Here is a 22,461-nt window from a genome sequence, read left to right as displayed (position 1 = left end):
GCAACGGGGCCTGTCGCTGCGCAATCCGCAAAGCTCCGCGCCAGCCCCCGTTGCCCAACCCGCCCAAATGGGTAAAACTGAAACCCGGAGTCTCGCTCAAGTCGGATAGAACTTGGGGGCAACGTCAGGACCTCTGCAACCTGACGGTCGAACTCCCTCGCGGATAGGCGCTGCCCGAGGAGCTTGACGCAGTGAATCTTGGTTTCAGCGCGGCTCCGGCGGTGGTAGCGGCTCCATCGTCGCCAGATGGTTCGACCCACGCGCTTCGATGCGCGCAGGATTTGGTTGCGCGCGACAGCCCCGGCGGTGTCAGGATTACAGGGTTTGGCGTTCTTGCGGGGCGGCATGATTGCGGCGGCACCGCGGGCGGCGATGGCGATCTCCTGTTCGGGCGGGATCTGGTCGAGCAACTCGGGCAGCATGGACGCATCACCGATGTCGCTGATCGTGAACTCGGCTGCGAGGATTTCCAGCGTTTGTTCGTCAATTCCTATGTGGATCTTGCGCCAGACCCTCCGTTTCGTGCAGCCATGCTTGCGGGCGTTCCACTCGCCTTCGCCCTCGACCTTGATCCCGGTGCTGTCGATCGGAAGATGTAGAGGACATGCTGATACGCGATACGGGATGTTGACCTTCAGAGACTTCTGCCGACGCAACAACGTGCTGAAGTTGGGCACAGTCCAGTCCAAATCGATGCGGCGGAGCAGGCTTTCCACAAACCCTGTCGTCTGCCGAAGCGCCATGCCGAACAGCACCTTCATCGCCAGGCAGGTCTGGATGGCTGCGTCACAGTAATCGGGCTGCCGACCGCGCTTGCCGGTCGGCGCGGCCTCCCAGGTCATGGCGGGATCAAACCAGATCGTCAGCGAGCCCCGGCGCTTGAGCGCTTCATTATATTCGGGCCAGTTCCGGGTCTTGTAGGCGGGGAATGTAGGTCTGATAATGCAGCCCAGCTACAATGCTGGATTCACGAGATGAATCCTTCACGCGACTTGCGCAACAGAGCGGCGTGGCATAGGAAATTGGCTTCGGCGAAGCTGCCGTCATGGGGCAGAGCGGGGAAAGTCTGTTTGCCATCCTTGGGTACTTCGTTGCCCAGGGGGGCGAAGGTCTGCAGGCCAAGGACATCGATGATCGCGCCGGGCATCGGGGCAATCCTCTCGGACGGAAGAAAATGCGCCTCCCGGACGTATTCCGGAAATACGAGATGCAGGCCCCTTTCCTCGGCCCAAGGAACGAACCGACAGAGGTCGCCCCCATCTCGACCTTGCGCAGCCTGAAATGCGCTTTGGCGTGAATTCACGAGGTCTTGGCCAGATGGCCCAATGCACCCTGAAACAGGGCAAGGACCGCATCAAGACCTCGACAGGCGGTCGCACCGAGAGCGACGATGTCGACAGGTTTCTTCAACGCGCTTGCGGATTGAAGGGCAACAAACCCTTCGGAGGATAGCCTGCAAGATCTGGCCACAGCCTTGACCCTCCGCCAAGGGCCGCTGTCGTTTGGGGGGCTCTCCGCCCCCCCATGGCACCGCTCAGGTGACTTCCCGAAACCCCTCCCCCTCGAAGACCCTGCGCGGAGCACCGCGCTGGATCTGGCCGTGCAGGTCATGCATGGCCGTCTTCTGCGAGGCCAGGGCCTCTGCCCGGTCGGCCGAGATCAGCACCGAGAGCCGCTCCAGCGCCGTGCGGCGGTTCATGTGCTGCGAGCGGCTGTCGCGGACCACGACCGACCAGGCCCGCCCCTCCGGATCCACCCAACGGGCGCGGATGGCGCTGGAGGTCTTGTTCTGGTGCTGCCCCCCGGGACCGCCGGCGCGGATGGCCTGCATCTCGACCTTTTCCGGGTCGATCTGGATCGCTGCGGGCGCCGGGGCGAGGCGGAAGACCTGGGCGAACCAGTTCTTGCGGGGGTGTTTCGGGCGCAGGCTGCTGGGGCAGCGCCACAGCACGCTGCCCTCCCAGCCCCGCGCCATTTCCGCAGCGCCAAGACCCGTCAGCACGATCACCGCCGAGGCGGGGCCATGGGGGGCGGCGCGCTCGGCTACGTCCAGATCGAGACCAAGGAGGTCGGCCTCTTCGGCCAGCCGGACCAACAGATGGGCAACGGCCTGGCGGCATTCGCCGGGGCCGTTGCCACTGGACAGCAACATGATTTCCTTTTCTGTCATTCGGCCTCTCCTGCAATGGCCTTTCCGGCCGACTTGAAGGTGATCAGGGGCACCAGCCGCGCGATGGGCCGTGCAAGGCCCAGATCGGACAGGTCGCGCATCACCGCCTCCGGGTTCTTGTAGGCGGGTCCGGCCTCCTCCATCAGCAGGTCGCGGTCCTCGCAGACGACGCGGCCGCCAAAGCGGTTGCGGGTCAGCGCGGCGAGGTCGGATTTCGTCTTGCGCACCCGCCCATGCATCGAGGCGCGGTCATAGCGCCGCCCCGCCCCATGCGACACCGAGCCCAGCGCCTCGGGCACGGAATCCGTCACCGACATCAGGTAGCTCGGCGCATCGCGCGACCCGGCCAAGGGCACCAGGCCACGATCGGCCCCGGCCGCGCCCTTGCGGTGCAGCCAGAGCCCGTCCCGCGCCACGACCTGGTTGTGGACCGTGTCGCAGATCAGGCTGGCCGCGCAGGACAGCGCCTCGGCGGCAAGTCCCGCGATCAGCGCGCGGTTCAGCCGCGCCCATGCCATCGCGGCATCGTGCAGGGCCAAGTAGCGCTGGCCCGCCGCGCTGTCGGCTGCGTAGCCCTGCTTCCAGCTGACATCCAGCCCCTCGAAGATCTGCGCTCCCCGTCCGCGAGAGCCGGAATGGACCAGCAGGCACAGATCGCCCGGCCGGAGCGTGGTTGCCTCCGGAACGGCCTCTTCGACCGCCTGCAGCTCGCAGAAGTGGTTGCCGCCGCCGATGCTGCCCAGGCCTTCGGCCCCGATCACTCCTTCAAGACCTGCGGCAGCCCATGCGCTGGCGGCCTCGTCAGGATCCGCGCCCCGGTCCAGGACGGCCAGACGGCGGACGGCCTTGTCGATCTTCAGCCGATGTCGCGGCAGGTCCAGCCGCCAAAGCGCCATGCCGCAGCCGATGTCCGGCCCGACAAGTTGTGGCCAGATCCGATCGGCCAGGAAGGCCGCGCCGACTGGCCCGAAACGGCCTGGGTGCAGGTCGGGGAAGCCCGCAACGGCCGCCATGCCGGGCCATGCGGCCACCTGCGCCAGCTGATCCTCGGCCCGGCCTTCGATCCAGGCTTGGGAGGAATAGAAAGGGGAGATGCGGGCGCGTGCAGCGCTCTGCTCCCCCAAAATGGGATTGCCCATCGGGTTGGTCTTTCCATGACAAAACATGCGGCCAAACCGGCCGCGGAGGGATCGACGCGTGGAGGGAGAGCCCCTGGGGCTGTCAGACCCGCGTCAGATCCGAAGGAAGGGTGGTGATGATGAATGTTGTCATGTCATGCCCTCCTTGGCTGCGGGTTTGTGTGGAGCGGCAGATAAAGCATCGCCTTCTTGCGCGGAAGTGGGCGCCGAAAACACTTAAGGATCTGATGCACAGAGGATACAGGGCGGCCAAGCGCGGCCTGCCTGAATGGAGGCTTCCCGGAAGGCGGTTCAAGATTGGCAGGGGTGGGCCGGCAGGTCTGGGCAGCGTGTTGCGATGATGCCCCTCGGAGGTCGCACGGGGCCCATGGTCATGATTGATGCGACCTGTTTGAAAGCCCTCCGCACGGCCTCGCGGTGAAAAGGGGGCTCGAGGCGGGAGGCAGCCGCCTTGGCCGGCCGAATGGGGCGCGCGAAAGATGGGGTGAAGAGCAGGCTCGACCTGGCGGCGGAGGAGGGTGGAATGGCCTCTGGCCGGCGGGGGTCATGACGCCGAAGGGTTTCGAGAAACGCTGAAAGACGAAGGGATAGGAAACGGCATCCCGGGGCGCGAAAAGAGGATCCGTCACGACCGCAGCCGTTGCGGGCGTCACAATCTGTCTGCCCTTGGGGACTGGCCAATCCTCGGGCAATCCGCCTCGCAATGCATTCACCCCCCGGATCGAGTGATTTTGCGCGCAGCCGGGGGGATCTCTGATCCTCCCCCTGATTCGCGCCCCGCCTAGACCCCTCAAAGACCTTCCCCTGAGCCATCGCAAGCGCCGCAGCCGTCACCTTCCGGCGCTGAAACTCGATGAGGCCAGGGCCCCAGGGGGCCCGTCCCCTGACAAGCTTCACCATCATTCCCCTTTGCTTTGCAGGCGGATTGGCGCCATTTTGGCGTGCAGGGTGAATAGGGACGTATCGAGCATTATGGATTACTTTTTGGCATTGGACGGGATTGGCGGCAGCTCCAAGATCTCGGGGCATGAGAACTGGCTCGAAATCCCCAGCCTGCGCTTTTCGATTTCGACCGATGCCCTGGGGCGTCCGGTGCTGGAGGGGATGGACCTGGAGGTCCTGACCAACCTGGCCAACCTGCTGTCCTCGGTCACCAGCCAGACGCCTTTTGCCGGGGCCAGCCTGCATGGGGTGAACGCGGCGGGAGATATCCTGCTGTCGATCGACCTGCGCAACGTGGTGATCACCCAGGTGCAGGACGACGCGAGCCCTGTCCTGTCGATCAGCCTGGGCTTCGATGCCATCGACATGGCAACCCTGCGCCAGGACGCCACGGGCCGCGCCCTTGGCGTCGATCCGGCCTTTGGCTGGGACAGCACCACCAACCAGGCCACCACGGTCCCGGGCACCACACCCTCGGCCCCGCCCGGCCTGGGCGGCGGCGGGCGGGACCTCTTCCTCTTGATCGACGGGCTGGATGGCGGATCGACGGACACCAACCACCTGGGCTGGTTCGAGGTCGATGATTTCAACCTCAAGGCCGATGGCACGGGCTTCGAGGACCTGAGCATCACCTTCGCCAGCCGCTCCGGGCTGACGGCCTTCCTGGAGGCCGTGTCCACGGGCGCGGGCTTTGCAGGGCTGCGGCTGGAGGCCGTGGCCCCGGGCGCCCCCCCCCGCCTGGGCGAGCGCTGGGACCTCGTGGGCGCCACGATGACCGGGCTCAGCACGGGCGATGGGCCGATCACGGCGAGTTTCTCGTTCAGCGGCATCCAGATCGAGACCTTCGAGCAGGTTTCCAACCTCAGCACGGTCGATCAATTCGGCATCACCGCCCCCCTGCCCGAGATCGCGGTGGGGACCGAGTCCAGCGCTGCGACCGCTGCGGCCGAGTATTTCCTTTGCATCGAGGGGCTGGTGGGCGATGCCACCGAGGTCAATCACGTGGGCTGGTTCAAGCTGACGGGCTTTGACCTGGATGTCGCGGCCCTGGCCAGCGGCAAGGCAGAGTTCTCGCTTCTGGACGTGAATTTCCTGACCGACACGGGCTTTGCCCAGGTTCTGGGCGCCGCCGTCACCGGGTCGACCTTTCTGCGCGCCTCGATCCAGGGCACGGCCAGTGTCAACGGCGTGGCGACGGTGGTCTATGACCTGAGCCTCGGCACGGTGGGCATCAGCGCCCTGACGGATTCCGGCACGGCGCCGCTCTCCGCGCGGCTGTCCTTCCAGGCCGTCGAGCTGGAGACCCGGGGGCTCACCGCCCAGGGCTCCCTGACGGCGGCGTCAAGCTTTGGTTGGAGCCTGGCGACCAATAGCCCGACCACGGTTCAGACCGCCACGCCGGGAAGCGTGGACAGGGGCGGGTCGGCGGACCATGACTACTTCCTTTTGATCGACGGGCTGAACGGGGGCGCGACCGAGGCGGGCCATGTCGGCTGGTTCAAGCTGTCGGATTTCGACATCGACATCGCCCACCTGGCGCAATTGGCCGCCGATGATCCGGCGGGAGCGGTCAGCTTTGCCAAGATCATGGTGGATATCGTCGGCCAGACCGCCATGGCGCAGCTGATGCAAAAGGCCACGCTGGCGGGCAAGCTGGCGGGGATGCGGATCGAGGGCGCCAGCAACGGCCCGACGCCCGAGACGACCTTCCGGCTGGACCTGGGCGGGGTCAGGATCGACAGCCTCGCCCAGACGACCACCGAGAACGGCTCATCGCCACGGCTGGGGCTGAGCTTTGACAGCTTTGTCCTGACTCAGACCGATGCGATTTCAGGCGTCTCCACCAAGGCGGGTTATGACCTGGTGACCGGCACGGTGACGACCGCGACGCCGACCCTGACCGTGGGGGCGGCCAATGGCGCGGCCCTGACCACGCGTGACGGGTTCCTCGCGATTGCGGGCCTGGGGGGAGGGTCGCAGAACAGCTCTCACCTGAACTGGTTCGAGGTCGTGGAGGCCAGCTTCGGCATGCATTTGCAGGCCGGCAAGCCGATCTATGACAGTTTCTCCGTGACCCTGGTCAAGCAGTTCGACCTGGCCGACCTGATGGCCGCCGCCGCCTCTGGCGCGGCTTTCTCGGGCGCGACCTTTCAGGGGCTGGGCCTGGGCAACCGGCTGACCGAACAGCTTGACCTGTCTGCCGTGACCCTGAATAGCCTGCGCTTCGAGGTGGTGAATGGTGAGACCGTGGTCAAGCTGGACTTCGGCTTCCGCGCGCTGGAGGTCAACAGCTTTACCTATGACGCCACGGGGTCCCTGAGCGGATCCACGCGCTTTGGCTGGAACACGGTGACCAATACGGCGGCCACTGTGGGCTCGGCCACGCCGGGGGCGGGGACGGTCGGCGATCTTGGGCCCTCTTACATGCTGATCGACGGGCTGAACGGGACGAACCTGCAAGACGGCCACTCCGGCTGGTTCGCGGTGCAGAACCTCTCCTTCGAGGCCGCCCGCGCCAATGCCACGACCTTTGGCAATCTGAGCGTGACGGTGACCGGAGAGCCCGCGATCACCGCGATCCTGACGCGGCTGAGCGCGGGGGCGGTGCTGACCGGGGTGACGCTGGACGGGGTGGGCGACGCGGGCAACCTGGTCACCCAGACCGGATTGGGCGGCGTGCGGGTGGTCTCGGTCACCACCGTCGCGGGCGACGGCGAGCTGCCCTCTTATGTCCTGGTCCTGGCCTATGACAGGATCACGCTCTCCAGCTTTGATGCGGGCGGCAACAAGGTCGGCTCTTTCGGTTGGAACAATGTGACCGATGTGGCCTTTGCCGGGGATATCGTCACCAATCCCGGGGGCACCATCGCGGATGATGCGCTGAACGGAACGCGGTTCGGCAATCTTCTGGTGGGCTTGCAAGGCGATGACCGGCTGATGGGCGAGGGCGGCAATGACACGCTGCGCGGCGGCACGGGGCGCGACCGGCTGGAGGGCGGGGCGGACACCGATACGGCGGATTTCAGCGACAAGACGACCTCGGTCGTGGTGGCGCTGAATGGCTCCACCACGGTGACGGCCACGGTGGGCGGCGTGGCCGAGGACACGCTGAAGGATATCGAGAATGTCACCGGCGGCAGCGGGGCAGACCGTCTAACGGGCGACGGGCTGAACAATGTGCTGATCGGGGGCCTGGGCAATGACACGCTGCGCGGCGGCTTGGGCGCCGACCTCATGGATGGCGGCAGCCAGATCGACACGGCGGATTACGCCGACCAGACGCTCAGCGTCGCCCTGGTGCTGAACGGCGCGACCCAGGCCACGGCGGCCATCGGCGGCCTGGCCCAGGACATGATCCAGAACATCGAGAATGTCATCGGCGGCACGGGCAATGACACTTTGACCGGCGACGGCCTGGCCAACAACCTGCAAGGCGGCGGCGGCAATGACTCCCTCTCGGGGATGGATGGCAAGGACCTGCTGCAAGGCGGCAAGGGCAATGACCTGATCGACGGCGGGGCCTCGATCGACACGGCCGATTATTCCGACCACACGACGGCGGTGGCGGTCACGCTGAACGGCGCCGCCCTGGTGACCCAGACCGCGAATGGAGTAGCCGAGGATCAGCTGCGCAATGTCGAGAACCTGATCGGCGGCAGCGGGGCGGACCTTTTGCGCGGCGACGGCTTGGCCAATACCTTCCGGGGCGGCCTTGGCGCCGACCGGCTGGAGGGGGCTGCGGGCGATGACACGCTCTCGGGCGAGGGCGACAACGACAGCTTCTCGGGCGGGTCGGGGCGCGACCGGATGGACGGCGGCACGGGCTTTGACACGGCCGATTACAGCGACCGGACGGATGTGCTCGCCGTGACGCTGGCGGGGGCCGTGGCGGCGACGGTCCTGATGGGCGGGGTGTCCGAGGATCAGCTTCTGAACATCGAGGCGGTCTTGGGCGGCTCGGGCGCCGATACGATGACGGGCGATCTCTTGGCCAATCTGTTGGTTGGCAATGCGGGCGCCGACAGCCTCTCGGGCGGCGATGGCAATGACACGGTCAAGGGCGGGACCGGGGCGGATATCCTGGACGGCGGCCTGGCCTTTGACACTTTGGACCTGACCGACAAGACCTCCGCCATCGTCGTGACGTTGAACGGCACGGTTCAGGTGGGCGTCGCGGTGGGGGGCGTGGGCGAAGACCTGGTGCGCGGCTTCGAGGCCGTGCTGGGCGGCAGCGCCGCCGACAGAATCACCGGGGATACGCTGGGGAACTTCCTCTCTGGCAATGGCGGGGCGGACAGCCTTGTGGGGCTTAACGGCGATGACACTTTGCGCGGCGGTGACGGGGTCGACACGCTGGACGGCGGCTTGAACTCTGACACCGCCGATTTCGGCGACAAGACCGCGACGGTCGCGGTCACGCTGAACGGTGCGGTGTCGGTGACGGCCAAGGTCGGCGGGGTCTTGGAAGACGTGCTGCGCGGGATCGAGAACCTGACGGGCGGGTCGGGCAATGACAGCCTGACGGGCGACAGTCTGGTGAATGTGCTGATCGGCGGCGCGGGCAATGACCTCTTGCGCGGGGGCCTAAGCAAAGACACGCTCTCGGGCGGGACGGGGATCGACACGGCGGATTACACCGACAAGACGACCTCTGTCGTGGTCACCCTGGACGGCGGCCTCTTTGCCGGGGTCTCGGTCGGCGGGGTGAGTGAGGACCTGATCCGCGAGATCGAGAATGTCACGGGCGGCACGGGCAATGACAGCCTGACGGGCGACGGCCTGGCCAACTGCCTTTTGGGTGGCGATGGCAATGACCGGATCATCGGCGGGGCGGGCAAGGATTCGCTCGATGGCGGGCTGGGGCTGGATACGGCGGATTACAGCGCCCTGACCGCCTCGGTGGCGGTGACGCTGAACGGGGTGGTCCATGCCTCGGTCGCCATCGGCGGTGTCGCCGAGGACCTGATCCGCAACTTTGAAACCGTGGTGGGCGGCGCAGGCAACGACAGCCTGACGGGCGATGGCCTCGCCAACCGGCTGGAGGGCGGGGCGGGCAACGACCTTCTGCGCGGCGGCATCGGGGCCGACACGCTGGAGGGCGGCGCGGGCGCCGACATGGCCGATTACGCCGAGAAGACCACCTCGGTCCGGGTGACCCTGGCCGTGGCCACCTCGGTCTCGGTGACGGTCGGCGGGTTGGCCGAGGACACGATCCAGAACATCGAGAACCTGCGCGGCGGCTCGGGCGCTGACAGCCTGACGGGTGACACCCTGGCCAACCTGCTCCTGGGTGGCGATGGCAGCGACACGCTGACCGGAGCGGCGGGCAATGACACGGTGCAGGGCGGGCTTGGCCTGGACACGCTGGACGGAGGCACCAACACCGACACGCTGGATTACAGCGACAAGACGACCGAGGTCGTGGCGCTTTTGAACGGCTCCACCTTCTTTGCCGTCACCGTGGGCGGTGTGATCGAGGACCAGATCCGCAACTTTGAGAACCTGATTGGCGGGTCGGGCAATGACCGGCTGGTGGGCGATGGCCAAGCCAACCTGATCGAGGCGGGGGCGGGCAATGACAAGATGCAGGGCCTGGGCGGGGCGGATACGTTCGACGGCGGCACGGGGGCCGACCTGGTCTCCTTCAGCGACAAGACCCTGGCGGTCTCGGTCACCCTGGCGGGCTCGGCCTTTGCCGATGTGAGCGTGGGCGGCACGGTCGAGGACCGGTTGCGCAATGTCGAGGACCTGACCGGCGGCGCGGGCAATGACAGCCTGACGGGGGACGCCCTGGCGAACCTCCTGGAGGGCGGGTCGGGCAATGACCTTCTGACCGGACGCGGCGGCATCGACACGCTGGACGGCAACACCGGCAGCGACACGGCCAGTTTCAACGACAAGACCGCGGCCGTGGTCGTCACGCTGAACGGAGCGGTGACCGTGGTGGCCACGGTGGGCGGAGTGGCCGACGACAGCCTGCGCAACATCGAGAACCTGGTGGGCGGCTCGGGCAATGACAGCCTGACCGGGGACGGCGCCAACAACCTTCTGGCGGGTGGTTCGGGCAATGACACGCTGGAAGGCGGCTCGGGCAATGACACGCTGGAGGGCGGGGCGGGCCGCGACCAGCTCTCGGGCGGCTCGGGCCGCGACGTGGCCGATTTCAGCTTCGGGGCCGGGTTCGACCTGGTCCTGACGCTGAACGGCGCCAATGGGGCGACGGCGGTGATGGACGGCGTGCAGGGGGACGAGCTTTTCGACATCGAGGGCGTGATCGGCACCGGCGGCGCAGACAGCATCACCGGCGACAGCCTGGGCAACATGCTGGACGGCAGCAGCGGCAATGACACGCTCTCGGGTGGGCAGGGCCTGGACACGCTGATCGGCAGCACCGGGGCGGATGTCTTCGTCTTTGCCTCCACGCCCAATGACCTGACCAACTTCGACGTGATCAGTGATTTCACCTCGGGCACCGACAAGATCGAACTGGACTTCACCAACTTCAGCGCGATCAAGGCCGAGAATTTCGTCCTTGGCACCTCGGCCAATGCGGTCCGCGAGCAGGTCATCTACGACATCACCACGGGCAAGCTCTTTTACGACGCGGACGGCACGGGCGGCGGCGCCCAGGTCCTGGTCGCGGTGCTCTCGACCAGGCCGGGCCTCGATCTCGGGGATTTCGTCTGAGCGGCGATCTGCGCGCCCTGGCCTGATGCGGGCCCGGGCATCTTGAGGCGAAGGGGGAAGCCGCAGCCAAGGCGTGCCCCCCTGCCAAAACAGGGGCTCTTCTGGCCAGCGGGGCCAGGATCCGACGCCAAGCCGCTGCTGCCTTGAATGGGCTGCGGCCGTCCTCCTCCTCGGCGCCTGCGGCATCGCAAGGGTTGCAAACGGTCGAGATCCCGCGCCATGAGGCGCAAACCCAGCGGTTTCAGGCGATGCAATTTGGTTTCGACGCGGCTTCTCCAGGGATGGCCGCTCCCTCATCGCCAGGGGGTTCGACCGCTGCCTGCCTGTTTTTGCGGCATTCCACAGGTCAGCTTGGCATAGGGAACCCGCCTGATCAGGGGGTCTTTACCTTGTTTCGACAATGCCAGGCACATCGGCAGGCCAAGGGAACCCGGCGTTAATCTTTCCGGCAAATAGGATGGAGCCGCAATCACCAATGGAGCGCTCCGATGATCCAATTCCGCTTGGTAAGGCAGATCGCCCTTGCCGTCCTCCTTGCCTCGCCCGTCGCGGCGCAAGAGGCCTCGCCGACAGACACGCTCACCTTTGCCCAGGTTGCGGCCCTGACCGGTCCGGCCTCGGCCTTGGGGACCGGCATGCGTGATGGCATCACGGCCGCCTTTGCCGAGGCGAATGCGGCGGGCGGGGTCGGCGGGCTGAAACTCGCCCTCGACAGCCTTGATGACGGCTACGAGCCCGATCAGTCGGTGGCCCAGCTGGAAACCGTGCTGGCCAAGCCGGGCTATCTTGCGCTGATCGGTCCGGTCGGAACCCCCACCAACCAGGCCATGGTGCCCATGGCGGCCTCGGCCGGCCTGCCGGTCATCGGGCCCTTCACCGGCGCGGGCTTCCTGCGCGATCCGGCGCTGACCAATGTCTTCAACCTCCGCGCCTCCTATGGGGCCGAGACCGAGGCCTGGATGGCGCATCTGGTCGATGACTTGGGCATGAAGCGCATCGCGATCCTGTATCAGGATGACGGCTTTGGCCGCGCGGGCCTCGATGGCGCCAAGGCCGCCCTGGAGCGCCGGGGGATGACGCTGGTGGCCGAGGGCACCTATGTGCGCAACACGACGGCCGTGAAATCGGCCCTGCTGGACATCCGCAAGGCCGAGCCTGAGGCGGTGGTCATGGTGGGCGCCTACAAGCCCGTCGCAGAATTCGTCCGCCTCTCGCGCAAGCTGAAGTTCGAGCCGACCTTCGTCAACATCTCCTTCGTGGGTTCGGGGGCCCTGGCCGCCGAACTTGGCGCCGATGGCGCGGGGGTGATCGTCAGCCAGGTCGTGCCGCTGCCTTGGGATACCTCGGTTCCGGTCGTCGTCGCCTATCAGGCCGCGCTGGCCGCCCATGTGCCCGATGCCAAGATCGACTTCGTCTCGCTGGAGGGCTATCTCGTCGGCCGCCTGGCGATCGAGGCCTTGAAGGCTGCCGGTGCCAATCCCACGCGGGAGAGCTATCTGAAGGCGCTGCAGGGCGTCACCGCGGTCGATCTGGGCGGGCTTGGGCTGCAATATGGCCCGGGCGACAACCAGGGCTCGGATTCCGTCTTCCTGACCCGCATCACCCCCGAAGGCGGCTTTGAAATCGTCAACCCGGGCGGCAGCAGCTGAGCCTGCCATCCTTTGCGGGCCGTTCTGCGGCCCGCAATTCCCCATTCCCCAAGGAGGCGCGCGCGGTGACCAACCTGTTTGGCAAGTTGATTGTGAAGATCGGCTTCTTGCTTTGCTTGATGACCGCTTGCATCGCGGTCGCCATTGCGATCAGCGATACCATGTTCCGCAAAACCTCCGAAAACATGGGAGTTCTGCATGACGCCCATATCCCGGCCCTGACGGTCCAGGTCAATACCCTGGCCACGACCACGACCCTGCAACAGGGGTTTTCCGACCTCTTGCTTGCGGCAGATGCACAGGCCGTCGGCAAATCGCGTGACGCCGCCCTTGCGATCCTCGGCGCATTGCAGGCCAATGCTTCAGCCTCTGGCGTTTCGCAAGACCGTCTCACGGCCATTCAAGCCCTGATCGATCAGCTTGCCGATGCCCGCCTTGCCGATTTCACGACCGGGGCCGAAGTGACCGCGGCGATGGAGTCGCTGCGATCCAATGTCGATGCCATCTCGCAGCGCCTGACCGAGGCCGAGGACTCGGCCTTCTTCGATCTGGCCATCAATGGGGAAGCGACGGTCGATGGGGTCGGCAGCACCCTGGACACCCTGGTCGAAGAGCATTTCACGGCCTTGCGGCTGGCTTTGCAGGTGCGCGCGGCAACCAACGACCTGGCCGGCATGACCCTGGCCCATGGCCAGACCAATGATATGGCCCTGCGGCCCATCCTGAATGACCTGGCCCTGTCGGCGCGGTCCGAACTGGAGAGGGTCTTGCCCGAATTGGCAGCACGGCCCGAGCTTGCCCTGCTTCAGGAGCCGGTTGCGACCTTTCTGGATATGGTGGGCAAGGATGCAGGTGGTCAGTTCGGCGGGATCAATGTCTCTGCCATCATCGCGGCGCGCGGCGAGGTCGACAAGCAGGTCGTTTCCGCCATCGACGAGATCGAATTCAACCTTGTCATCGCCGCCAGCGATGCCAAGGACAGCAACGCCGCCGCCATCCGCGCCCTGATCGAGGTCCAGGTTGCCGGCATCCGCGATGGGGCCCATCTTTCGGCCCTTGTGCGTCAGTCGGTCATTCTTGCGCTTGAAAGCTTTGTCTCGGACTCGCCCGACCGGATTGCGCTGATCTCTGATCAACTGCGCCCCATCCTGGCCGAACTCACGACCCGCCTGGAAGGCTATGCCGATGAAGACCTGAAGTTGGATGTGGCCCAACTCGTCGCCTTGGTGACGCCGGAAACCGGGGTGCCCGCCCTGCGGATCGCCAGCCTTGCGGCCCGCGCCGAGGCGGCACGTCTTGCCGCCGAAGCCGCCACGGAAACCGCCCAGATCGCGGGCGCCGTGGCGACGGGACTGGGTGAGGTCCTGTCGCAAGTGACCTCTTCCACCTCGGGCCTGCTGACCAATCTGTCTGCCGCCCGGGATCAGATGTGGCGTGTCGGCGCCGGGGCAGCGGCCCTGGTGCTGCTGTCCGTGCTGCTGGCCTGGGCCACGATCGTGCGCCCCTTGGGTCGTGTCACCCAGCTGACCAAACGCTTGGCGGCCGGTGATCTGTCGCCGGTCCTGGGAATGGACCGCTGGCGGGGCGAGGTGGGTCAGATGGTCAGCGCGCTGAAGGTCTTTCGCGATGGCATGGATCAACGCGCCGCACTCGAGGCCAAGCGCCTTGAAGCCGAGGCCGACTCCCTTCGCCGTGCCCAGGAACAGGAAGACGTCGTCCGAATCCTCGCCAGGTCGTTTCAGCGCCTCTCGGAGGGGGATCTCGACGTCGTGATCGGTGAGGACTTCCCCTCGGATTACAATGCCCTGCGCGCCAACTTCAACGCTGCCATCGCTCGTCTGTCGGGCCTTCTGCGCGCGGTTGCCGATCTGGGCGACCGTATTCGCGCCTCCTCCTACGAGATTTCGGGCACATCGCAAGACCTGTCCCGACGCACCGAGCATGCGGCCTCGACGCTGCAAAGCACCGTGAGCAAACTGGCGGGCCTGGCCCATTCGGTGGGCGAGTCCGCCGATCGCGTTGCCGATGCCGCCAAGTTGGGACGCGACGCACGCCACGACGCCGAGGAAAGCGTGACCGTCATCCGCACCAGCCTGGAATTGATGAACGCCATCGCCGATGCATTCGAGCGTATTTCGGCCGTCATCGGGTTGATCGACGAGATATCTTTTCAGACCAATCTCTTGGCCCTGAATGCCGCGGTCGAGGCGGCCCGAGCGGGCGACGCCGGCCGTGGCTTTGCGGTCGTGGCCTCCGAGGTTCGCGCGCTGGCACAGCGCTCGTCGGAAGCGGCGCATGATATCAAGAAGGTCATCGCCGACAGCAGTGATCTGGTCAAGACCGGTGTCAGCGCGACAGGTCAGGCCGGGCAAAGCCTGTCAGGCATCGTCGATGCAGTGGTCGCCATGGCAGACCGGATCGAACAGATCGCGGTCAGTTCCTCCGCGCAATCCGGCACGATCGCCGATGTCAGCCGCGTTGCGGCCGACCTGGACGAAAGCATGCATTACAATGTTGCCCGGTTCGAAGAAACAACGGCCGCCAGCCATAGCCTGTCCGAAGAGGCGCAGGTCCTGTCCAGCCGTCTGCAGGACTTTCGCTTGCCACCAGAAGCGGGTCAGTTCGCGCCCGATCCGGCCAGGCCCGACGGACAAAAGCGGCTCAAGTCTCAGGCCGCCTGACTGTGCCACTGGTCCGAACGAGCCCGGGCGGGACCCTGCCCGCAGGCATGATCCAGGCGCGCAACGACTTCTCGCAGAACCAGTATGACGGCGCCTGCCCGCCCCCGGGCAGCACGCATAACTACGTCTTCACCGTCTACGCGATGCCGATGGCGACCCTGCCTCTGGATGCCACCGCGTCCGCCGCCATGGTCGGCTTCTTCGCCCATACCTGGGCGCTGGCCATGCCAGTGTGACGGTGACCTATGGCCACTGATCCCCGATATCTGGTGACACGGGAAGAAATCGCCGCCCTCCCCGGCCTGCGCAAAACCCACTTTCTGAACCCCAACGCGGTGAGGGTGAACAAATCGCTGGGCGATCTGACGGGCCTGACAGGCTTGGGCTTCCACCTGATCGAAGTCGCGCCTGGCCATGAGACGACCGAACACCACATGCACCACAACGAGGATGAATGCGTCTTCATCCTTGCGGGCCGAGCGACGGCGCGGATCGGGGAGGCATCCTTTGCGGTCAAGGCCGGGGATTTCCTCGGCTACCGCAAAGGCGGCTTGGCCCATTCGATCCACAACACCGGGGCCGAGATTCTGGTCTGTCTGGTGGCGGGCCAAAGGCTGGACCATGACGTGGGCGACTATCCGCATCTGGGCAAGCGCATTTATCGCAACGCAGGGATGGCGTGGAACCTTGTCGACCACGCCGCGATTGCCGAGCCGAAAGCCGGGGCCAAGGCATGAGCCCGTGGATCTCCCCTTTGGCGCAAGTGGCGTCAGATTGCACGATCATCCGCCCTGTTACAATCGGCCCAGGCTGCCGCATCCAGCCCGGAGCGAGGATCGTGGCCGAAGGCGGTGGCCGCATCCGGCTGGGTGCCGCCTGCATCGTGCTGGAAAAAACCTCCCGACAGGACTGCACAATCGGCGACCATTGCCTCATCGGCCCCCATGCGCATGTCGTGGGGGCGGAAATTGCGGACGAGGTCTTCATCGCCACCGGCGCCTCGATCTTCCACGGCGCGCGGATCGGCAAGGGAGCGGAGGTGCGCATAAAGGCGACCGTCCATTTGCGCACGACGCTGGAGGCAGGGGCCGTGGTGCCCATTGGCTGGGTCGCCGTCGGAACTCCGGCGCAAATCCTGTCTCCCGATCAGCACGCAGCGATCTGGGAGGTGCAGAGTCACCTCGATTTCCCCGGATTCGTCTACGGAATTGACCGGACCGAACCGGATCTGATGCGCAAGATCTGCGCGCGTCTTTCGGAAGAACTGGGCCCGCATTGACCCTGCGTCCGATGCCGAAGCCGTAGTAACACTGCCGCGGCTTCGAGCTCAGGCTACCACTACAGTCCAGCCAGCCGCGAAGATCATTCCGGCTTTCATCGCCCAGATCGCCCTACGCGTCACAGCCATGACCGCGATGGCCACGGCGACCGAGGTCGCCTTGTGCAATCCCACTGCGCCATCACCGAGGTAGCAAGAGCTGCCAATACCGAAAGCGAAAAGTTCTGCAGAAAGCGCTCAACGCGGGGGACATCGGCAGGAACGACTTCACGACCGGCCCCGCAGGCCGTTTGGCGCTCGATTTCGTCAACACCGCAGACTGGACCCCATTCGACGCGGTTGAGAAGGATCGTTTCGTCAGCCTTGCCGACCTCTCGCCCTAGGCCGCGCAGTTGAGCCTGGGCCAGGCCCATAGGGACGGAACGCTCGAGTCTCTTCGGGACTTTCGGGCGAAGGTGCAGCTTGCGATCCTCAGGCAAGATGGGCAAGATTTCCGCGTGAAATTATCGCAGCCCGAGACCCCCTGCGTCCAGTGGCGGCGTCGGCAATCCCTCCGTGATCTGGTCACCGCTTCGGTGATTTCGATCCTCGCCGACCCGCGCGAGTTGGAGCGGGTCAAGCTTTGCCACGGCCATGATTGCGGTTGGCTCTTTCTCGATGGGACAAAGAACGCCCGCCGTAAATGGTGCCGGATGGAAGTGTGCGGCAAACGCGCCAAGTCCAGCCGCCACTATGCGCGGTCGCTTGGCCTGCCTGATCAAGGTGCGGCGTGAGATCGGACCGCCAAGCTAGGGCGTAAACGCAACACGGTTCGGCCGGAGGGCTTCGGCCCGGCGGGTGCATCCCGCCGGGCCTGGTAGTTGTGAGGCCTCAGAAGCCGACCTCGTCGTCACGGTCGCGATCGACCAGCTCGGGCCCATCGCCCTCGGTCGCCTTCGGGCGGCTGAGTAAGTCGACCTTCTCGGCGATGATCTCGCAGCCGTAGCGGTCCACACCCGCCGCGTCGGTCCACTTCGTGTAGTGGATCCGGCCCTGGACGAGGACATTCATGCCCTTCTCGCAGTTCTCTGCGACCGACTTGCCGAGCCCGTTGAAGCAGGTGATGCGGTGCCACTCGGTGGCCATGACTTGGGTCACCGTGCTCGTCGCGGATCGGGCGGCCTTCGGCCAAGCGCGGGCGAGAGGTGGCGAGGGTGAAGTGCACGATCTTCGTGCCCCCTTGCATGGGTAGCGGGCCTCCGGGGCCTGACCGATGTTGCCGGCGAGGATGGCGATGTGTCTCACATGGGGTAGCTCCTTCGTGTCTGTCTAAAGGGACCATCCCTTCGACAAGACCCGGCCAAAGCCTGTCGGTGGGCGCCAGCACGGCTGGGCCAAGGGACCAGCCGGAAACCCCCGAGGGTCCGGGGTGGAGCGGGCAGCCTTGGCACAGGGCAACACGGCCCGGGCAGGAGTTGGGGTTGCGGGCAGGAGACCGAACGGGCTTAGGGGATTGTCAGTCGAAGGGGAGGTGCCTCAGCCAGACGGCTGGAGGAGAAACCCAAGCAGACTGAGTTCAGACCAACCAACCGGCAATGTCAGGCCCAGGAAGAAAGAACCCGGAAAAGGGGGATTGGGGACTTGCCCATCGCCCAATCTCGCCCCCTGCCTCGCCATGGACGTTCCGCCCAGTCGCCGCTCGAGCACGGCCGTGAGAGGGCGGACCAAGTGTAATCCCGGGTCACAGCTTCAACCGGGCGCAATGTCGCTCGCGGAACTACGGGATCGGCAGAAGGAACTCGTCAAGGCAATCGCCACCCACGAAGCCCGGCAAAAGGCGGAGGCCCGCGGCAAGCTCGCGATCCTCGCCCCCGAGTTGGGCTACACCTTTTACGAACTGGAGGCAGTGGAAGGACCCAAGCGCAAGCGGGCACCCTCAACGACGATCTACAAGCATCCGGAAAACCCGACCGTCACCTAGTCCGGCCGGGGTCGCACACCCGCCTGGTACACCGCTCACATCGAAGGGGGGCGGGAAGCCGGAAGACCTTGTCGGCTGACCTGACGAAGCGGCGGACCCCAGGCTGCCTCCTCTGACCTGCTCCTGCTACGAACAGGAATGCAGACAGTGCGTCAGCGCCTTGTGCCTGTCGGTCGCGCCGACGGACAGGCGAAGGGCCCGGGGGCGCGACTGCGCCGCCCGGGCCTTTGCGCGGACCGTGGGATTATTCCCACGGGTCGTGCTCTCCGATCACGAGAACTTCTTCCCCGTCGATCTCATCGGCGGGGATGGCGCCATAGGTCCCATCCCCGGCTCGGAAGACCACGATGGCAACCATCAGCGTGGCGGCGAGGCTGGCGGCGTAAGCGTGTGCATCTTTGCGGAACATCTTTTCGGCTCCTGTCTTGGAGGCGGAGGACCATCCCCCGTGCGACAGGACCTCGAAGGCCCGAGACGGTCTGACATCACCGGGTGCGTTCGACTTGCTCGAATCCGCCCGGCGGCACGGGCTTGCCCGTAGTCCGAGCCCTTGTGGCTTGATCTCGAAGACCGGCCTCGGGCCAAGGAAGGGACGGGCGAGCGGGGGATGGGGCTCTCGCCCCAGGAGCCGATGGACCCGCAGCTGCCTACCCCGCCAGCCTCGCTACCAGGATGATGGTCAGGGAAGATGAGACGGGGATGGGACCTATGGCACCCTGCCCCACGTTCGGGGGCAGGTCATCTTGGGAGAGCGCCCCTCATGGGCGGCTCCCTGGTAATACGCGCACAGGCTCTAGCAGCCTTAGCCATCTCACTTGAGCCCTCCGTCCTCGTCGCGAGGGGCGGAAAGCGGTCGGTCGTAAGGATAGCGGCTATTGCGGCCGTTAATCCTGGAGCCGCCATTCACCGGTGCCGCCGCGGCCAATTTGTGAACGGCGCGAGACTGCTCGAGAACCGAAAAGGCGGCAGGTCTTCTAATCGTGAAACTTCCTCCCTTGGGGCGAGGACCCTCTCTGGACGTTTCCCAGTGCCGGAGGTTAGGTTCCCCTATCGCAAATCACGGCATTAACATGCGCCAAGCCTTCATCTTTGCCGCAGCCCTTGCTCTGGGTTCACCCTTTTGCGACCCCGCGCGGGCGCAATCAGCGCGGGACTTCTGCCCAGCCGCATTGACCGTGGAATGCCTTGAGGCCGTGGCTGCTCACCTGCTGCAGGCGCAGTCCGAGGGCCCCGAGCGGGCGCGCCTGGCCATCGACCGCGCCCGCGAGATCGCCGCCACCCAGCCCGACAAGGCCATGGAGCTCGTGCGCTCCGCCTGGAAAGAAGCCAACGACGCCCCGATGTATCTTCTGGCCGAGTTCATGACCGAAGAGGGGAACGAGGCGGCTGCGCGCGAGATCTTGACCCTGGTGCGCCAGGCCCGCAGCGAAGACCCGAACCCGAGCGCCAAAGTGCTGGACCTGCTTTTCACCGCAGGCGAGATGGCAGCGAACGGTTACCCCGACCTCGCCCGCGAAACCCATGTCATCGCGGTGGGCTTCCTGCCGGGGGATGTCAGCAGCCCGGTCGGCTTCTCGGATGAGTTGCGGCTCGCACGGCTCATGGGGCTTTACGGCTGGCCCGAGGCAGCCGAACCCTGGTTCAGTGCCACCTATGACCGTATCACCGAGATCCCGGAAGGCTCCTTCGAACGCGGCATGGTCTTGGCGCAGTTCATGTCCGTCGCCAGGATCATCGACAACATTTCTCTTTTTGACCGGGCATCTGCAGACTTGGCGGCCTTCTATGTGACGGCTTCGCCCGAAGTGCGGGCGCAGGTGCAATCTGCCGAGGTCTCCGCCCTAGCGGAATCCGGCGAGATTGAGGCGGCCAAGACGCGCGCCAAGGCCTATGGGACCACCTTGGCCGACAGCATGGCCAGTGGCGCGCGCTTCTTTCTTGACTACGAATCCGACTATACGCCCGGTCTGTTCCGCGACACCCGCGACCGCTACGATCGCATGGTGGCGGCGCTGGAGACCGACACGGCAAAGGGCGCCTTCCTGGTCGCCCTGGCGCGGAAGCTGATGTACAAGAAGATCGACCCCGAGTTCGAAGTCCTGCTTCCCCGCGTCACCGATCCCGCGGCACGGTTCGAGATGGTGGCGGAGGGCATGGCCTGGCTCGCCCGGGACAAGGGCGACCCGAAGGCCGCAGCCGACCTCTACTTCTCGGAAGTGGCCGCTTCGACATCTGACCTCCGCGAGAAGGGCAGCATCGTCGGACGCTATTCGCTTGCGCTGACGGCCGAGGGGCTATGGGACAAGGGCGACATCGACCGCGCCAAGACGCTGACGGCGATCGTGTTGGACATGTGGACAAAGGACGACGGCGATAACCGGTCCCCGGAAACCCTCTTGATCCGCGCCATGGCCCAGGCGGGTCAGGACGCGCTGATCACCCCTTGGCTGGAAGGCGCGCGCCTGCCGAAAGAGCACGCCGAGATTCTGATCTGGGCCGCGCGCGGCAAGGCGGCGGGAGGCGATTTCGATATGGCAGAGGACTATATTTCGCGGGCGCGGGCCACACTGGAGCAGGTCCCGAGCGAGCCGCCAGTGGTGCCGAAATGGTGGCCCAAAGATCGCCCCATGCCCACCGAGCGCGACGTGGCGCGGGCAAGGGTCGAAAGCATCGCGCTTGAGATCATCACCGAAATGGCCCAGCAAGACCAGGTTGACAGAGCCCTGAGGGCCTGGGCCTTGGCCGACAAATCCCAAGCATGGGCTTGGAGGCCGGCGTTGGAGATCACAAGGGCCGAAACCCGCGCGGGCCGGGCAAAGGAGGCCGACGCGATGCGGATCTCTCTGATCGACGACCTGCTTTCGGGCGCGATGGCCCCCAGGGGGATGGCCGGGCTGATCGCGGGCATAGCGCAGGACATAGCCGCGCCCTGACACTTAGCGAAAACGGCGTCTTTCACGGCACCGAGGTCGGGCGGGATGCGCCCCCCGTCCCGGGGCGGCATCCGGTCCTGGTGATCTCGCATGGGGCGGGGGGGAATGGCGGGCAATTCGGCTGGCTAGCCTCGAGACTGGTTCAGGCGGGCTTCGTCGTCGTCCTGCCCAATCACTCCGGCAGCACCTCCGGCCCCGCCCGCGCGGCCGAGGCTCTGCGGATTTGGGAGCGACCGCAGGACATCTCGGCCGTGTTGGACTCATTGCAGGGTTTTCCCATGGTGGACCCGGCACGGATCGGCGCGCTTGGCTATTCGGCCGGGGGCTACACGTTTCTGACCTTGGCCGGAGCCCGGGTCGATCCGGCGCGCCTCACCTCGTTCTGCGACCGGGGCGGGAGGGGCATATCGGACTGCGCCTTTTTCGCCCAGGCGGGCCTTGACCTGCACGCCCAAGATCTGTCCCCTGCGGCCCAAGACCTGCGCGACGCCCACATCCGCTTTGTCTTGGCCGTCGATCCCGGCATCGTGGAGACGCTGACGCGGCAAAGCCTTGCAGCCATCGACCTTCCGCTTCTGGTCATCAACCTGGGGGAGGAGGCCAAGGTCCCGGCCCCCGTCCATGCCCGCCGAGTGGCCGAGACGGTGCCCGGCGCGAGCTACCTGGTCGTGCCGGATGCCATCCATTTCAGTTTTCTCGCCGAATGCAAGCCGAAAGGCGCTGCGATCTTGGCCGAGGAAGGGGAACCCGACCAGCTTTGCTCCGACGCGGGGGGCAGGACGTGGGCGGCAATCCATGCGGATTTGCTGGTCGTCATCCTGCCCTGGGTATCGAACCGCTGGTGACTGGCGGCTTTGGGCCGGGTGCGTCGATGATGTTCAGGATCGTCACAAAGGGCGGAGGCTGTGTGGAAACTCGGCGGCCCCAACCGACTGGGCCGCAAGTTCAGCCAGTTTCTAGATTTTGGCTCAGATTGGTCACACGTTTCGTTTTGGGCGCCTCCGGTGGCCAGCGAGAAGCC

17 protein-coding genes and 1 pseudogene are annotated in these 22,461 nt (G+C 65.9%); 10 read left to right on the top strand and 8 right to left on the bottom strand.

Features of this window, described 5'->3' with window-relative positions; genetic code table 11:
- From GV832_RS20345 to GV832_RS20330, 4 genes are all read right to left on the bottom strand, one after another.
- On the bottom strand, window positions 1-944 hold a 944-nt coding region (locus GV832_RS20345; protein ID WP_354001998.1), incomplete at its 3' end, for an IS5 family transposase.
- A 23-nt stretch (window positions 945-967) separates the two neighbouring features.
- Window positions 968-1,147 carry a hypothetical protein gene (locus tag GV832_RS20340; protein ID WP_168776714.1) on the bottom strand — a complete coding sequence of 60 codons (180 nt, stop codon included), beginning with the start codon at window positions 1,145-1,147 and terminating at the stop codon, window positions 968-970.
- 387 nt (window positions 1,148-1,534) lie between these two features.
- Window positions 1,535-2,170 carry a peptide chain release factor-like protein gene (locus GV832_RS20335; protein ID WP_168776713.1) on the bottom strand — a complete coding sequence of 212 codons (636 nt, stop codon included), beginning with the start codon at window positions 2,168-2,170 and terminating at the stop codon, window positions 1,535-1,537.
- Window positions 2,167-3,309, bottom strand: a complete 1,143-nt coding sequence (locus GV832_RS20330; protein WP_168776712.1) for an RNA ligase RtcB family protein — start codon at window positions 3,307-3,309, stop codon at window positions 2,167-2,169. Before GV832_RS20330 ends, GV832_RS20335 begins: the two co-directional genes overlap by 4 nt.
- Window positions 3,310-4,281: 972 nt before the next feature.
- Between GV832_RS20330 and GV832_RS20325 the strand changes: the two genes are divergently transcribed.
- Window positions 4,282-10,938: a M10 family metallopeptidase C-terminal domain-containing protein gene (locus tag GV832_RS20325; protein WP_168776711.1), complete on the top strand. Its 6,657-nt coding sequence runs from the start codon at window positions 4,282-4,284 to the stop codon at window positions 10,936-10,938.
- 200 nt (window positions 10,939-11,138) lie between these two features.
- Here GV832_RS20325 and GV832_RS22715 read toward each other — a convergent pair.
- Window positions 11,139-11,252: pseudogene (locus GV832_RS22715) on the bottom strand (IS5/IS1182 family transposase); the annotation flags it as partial.
- Between the two features lie 174 nt (window positions 11,253-11,426).
- Between GV832_RS22715 and GV832_RS20320 the strand changes: the two are divergent.
- The 5 genes from GV832_RS20320 (at window position 11,427) to GV832_RS20300 (ending at window position 16,547) form a co-directional block, all read left to right on the top strand.
- The gene (locus GV832_RS20320) at window positions 11,427-12,587 is read left to right on the top strand and encodes an ABC transporter substrate-binding protein (protein ID WP_168776710.1); all 1,161 of its coding nucleotides are present in this window, start codon (window positions 11,427-11,429) and stop codon (window positions 12,585-12,587) included.
- Between the two features lie 119 nt (window positions 12,588-12,706).
- The gene (locus GV832_RS20315) at window positions 12,707-15,268 is read left to right on the top strand and encodes a methyl-accepting chemotaxis protein (RefSeq protein ID WP_168776709.1); all 2,562 of its coding nucleotides are present in this window, start codon (window positions 12,707-12,709) and stop codon (window positions 15,266-15,268) included.
- 2 nt (window positions 15,269-15,270) lie between these two features.
- A complete protein-coding gene (locus GV832_RS20310) occupies window positions 15,271-15,504 on the top strand; it encodes a YbhB/YbcL family Raf kinase inhibitor-like protein (protein ID WP_354001996.1) in 234 nt (77 codons plus the stop codon).
- 33 nt (window positions 15,505-15,537) lie between these two features.
- Window positions 15,538-16,005 carry a cupin domain-containing protein gene (locus GV832_RS20305; protein WP_354001995.1) on the top strand — a complete coding sequence of 156 codons (468 nt, stop codon included), beginning with the start codon at window positions 15,538-15,540 and terminating at the stop codon, window positions 16,003-16,005.
- Window positions 16,002-16,547, top strand: a complete 546-nt coding sequence (locus GV832_RS20300; RefSeq protein WP_168776707.1) for a gamma carbonic anhydrase family protein — start codon at window positions 16,002-16,004, stop codon at window positions 16,545-16,547. Before GV832_RS20305 ends, GV832_RS20300 begins: the two co-directional genes overlap by 4 nt.
- Window positions 16,548-16,595: 48 nt before the next feature.
- Here the strand turns inward: GV832_RS20300 and GV832_RS22385 are convergent, their stop codons facing one another.
- Window positions 16,596-16,721, bottom strand: coding sequence for a hypothetical protein (locus GV832_RS22385; RefSeq protein ID WP_265332534.1), 126 nt, complete (start codon window positions 16,719-16,721; stop codon window positions 16,596-16,598).
- 281 nt (window positions 16,722-17,002) lie between these two features.
- Between GV832_RS22385 and GV832_RS22600 the strand changes: the two genes are divergently transcribed.
- Complete coding sequence (locus GV832_RS22600; RefSeq protein WP_354001994.1) at window positions 17,003-17,320, top strand: CGNR zinc finger domain-containing protein; 318 nt, start codon at window positions 17,003-17,005, stop codon at window positions 17,318-17,320.
- 97 nt (window positions 17,321-17,417) lie between these two features.
- Here GV832_RS22600 and GV832_RS20290 read toward each other — a convergent pair whose 3' ends face one another.
- On the bottom strand, window positions 17,418-17,831 hold the full coding sequence (locus tag GV832_RS20290) for a single-stranded DNA-binding protein (RefSeq protein ID WP_168776705.1): 414 nt from the start codon (window positions 17,829-17,831) through the stop codon (window positions 17,418-17,420).
- A gap of 457 nt (window positions 17,832-18,288) precedes the next feature.
- Between GV832_RS20290 and GV832_RS20285 the strand changes: the two genes are divergently transcribed.
- Complete coding sequence (locus tag GV832_RS20285; RefSeq protein WP_354001993.1) at window positions 18,289-18,507, top strand: hypothetical protein; 219 nt, start codon at window positions 18,289-18,291, stop codon at window positions 18,505-18,507.
- 244 nt (window positions 18,508-18,751) lie between these two features.
- Here GV832_RS20285 and GV832_RS20280 read toward each other — a convergent pair whose 3' ends face one another.
- A complete protein-coding gene (locus tag GV832_RS20280; protein ID WP_168776704.1) occupies window positions 18,752-18,916 on the bottom strand; it encodes a hypothetical protein in 165 nt (54 codons plus the stop codon).
- Window positions 18,917-19,700: 784 nt separating this feature from the next.
- Between GV832_RS20280 and GV832_RS22595 the strand changes: the two genes are divergently transcribed.
- Window positions 19,701-21,440: a hypothetical protein gene (locus tag GV832_RS22595; RefSeq protein WP_168776703.1), complete on the top strand. Its 1,740-nt coding sequence runs from the start codon at window positions 19,701-19,703 to the stop codon at window positions 21,438-21,440.
- Window positions 21,437-22,285 carry an alpha/beta hydrolase family protein gene (locus GV832_RS20270; protein WP_354001997.1) on the top strand — a complete coding sequence of 283 codons (849 nt, stop codon included), beginning with the start codon at window positions 21,437-21,439 and terminating at the stop codon, window positions 22,283-22,285. Before GV832_RS22595 ends, GV832_RS20270 begins: the two co-directional genes overlap by 4 nt.
- The last annotated feature ends 176 nt before the right edge of the window (window positions 22,286-22,461 follow it).

The organism is Stagnihabitans tardus (assembly GCF_009925085.1).
Lineage (GTDB): Bacteria > Pseudomonadota > Alphaproteobacteria > Rhodobacterales > Rhodobacteraceae > Stagnihabitans > Stagnihabitans tardus.
Note: the sequence above shows the minus strand (reverse complement) of the source record. Positions and strands in the feature narration are given on the sequence as shown.

Bases quoted from the DNA above. Each gene is read 5' to 3' on its own strand.
- GV832_RS20340 (WP_168776714.1), bottom strand. From the start codon at position 1,147: ATGCCCGGCGCGATCATCGATGTCCTTGGCCTGCAGACCTTCGCCCCC.
- GV832_RS20335 (WP_168776713.1), bottom strand. From the start codon at position 2,170: ATGACAGAAAAGGAAATCATGTTGCTGTCCAGTGGCAACGGCCCCGGC.
- GV832_RS20330 (WP_168776712.1), bottom strand. From the start codon at position 3,309: ATGGGCAATCCCATTTTGGGGGAGCAGAGCGCTGCACGCGCCCGCATC.
- GV832_RS20325 (WP_168776711.1), top strand. From the start codon at position 4,282: ATGGATTACTTTTTGGCATTGGACGGGATTGGCGGCAGCTCCAAGATC.
- GV832_RS20320 (WP_168776710.1), top strand. From the start codon at position 11,427: ATGATCCAATTCCGCTTGGTAAGGCAGATCGCCCTTGCCGTCCTCCTT.
- GV832_RS20315 (WP_168776709.1), top strand. From the start codon at position 12,707: ATGACCGCTTGCATCGCGGTCGCCATTGCGATCAGCGATACCATGTTC.
- GV832_RS20300 (WP_168776707.1), top strand. From the start codon at position 16,002: ATGAGCCCGTGGATCTCCCCTTTGGCGCAAGTGGCGTCAGATTGCACG.
- GV832_RS20285 (WP_354001993.1), top strand. From the start codon at position 18,289: ATGTCGCTCGCGGAACTACGGGATCGGCAGAAGGAACTCGTCAAGGCA.
- GV832_RS20280 (WP_168776704.1), bottom strand. From the start codon at position 18,916: ATGTTCCGCAAAGATGCACACGCTTACGCCGCCAGCCTCGCCGCCACG.